The following is a 646-nucleotide window of genomic DNA, read 5'->3' as shown; positions in this document are numbered from 1 at the left end:
CCGCAAGCTCAACTGCGTCACCACCCCCTCGACCATGCGGTCCCCCTCTTTGCCCGCAAAAAGCGTTGTTTCCACCTCCACATCATTGCTTCCCTCCAGTCGATGACTTCGGATGGCGTGAAAGCGCAATTTTCGCTGATCAATGGCCTGAACGAGCAACGCGCGCACAGAAATCTCGCTCTCGACGGGGCAACGAAACTTCACGAGATAAAACTGTTCGGTTTCCGGAGCCACAAAGGAATAGCGGTCTACCAGCACTGTGATTTTAGGCAGCGAAAGGTTCAGACATACGATGAAGAATGTAGTTTCTAGAGCGAGAAGCCATAGCCCATAACCAGTCAGAACGCCGACCGCACCGGTACTCCATACGGTGGCAGCTGTGCTCAATCCCCTAATACTGGCACCATCCTTGATGATAAGTCCCGCCCCAAGGAAGCCGATCCCTGTCACGACCTGAGCGCCAACTCTAAGGTCATTCTCGATACCGAGGGCATTGGGGAGAGATGCATAAGCGGCAGCGCCAAGTGCCACAAGAGCATGTGTCGCAAGACCGGAATGTCGTTGTTTTAATTGACGTTCTAAGCCGATGACAGCGCCAAGCAAAAGCGCGACACTTAAATTGATCATAATGGATTGAAGGGCAACA

Annotated in this window: 1 protein-coding gene; it reads right to left on the bottom strand. The window is 52.8% G+C overall.

Annotated elements, in window-relative coordinates; translation table 11 throughout:
- Positions 1-646 (bottom strand): MgtC/SapB family protein (locus tag ABE527_RS21615; RefSeq protein WP_499698260.1); only part of this gene is annotated, 646 nt, incomplete at both ends.

Origin of the sequence: Brucella sp. TWI432 (assembly GCF_039674445.1) — a bacterium.
Lineage (GTDB): Bacteria > Pseudomonadota > Alphaproteobacteria > Rhizobiales > Rhizobiaceae > Brucella > Brucella chromiisoli.
This window is presented reverse-complemented; position numbering and strand designations above follow the sequence as displayed.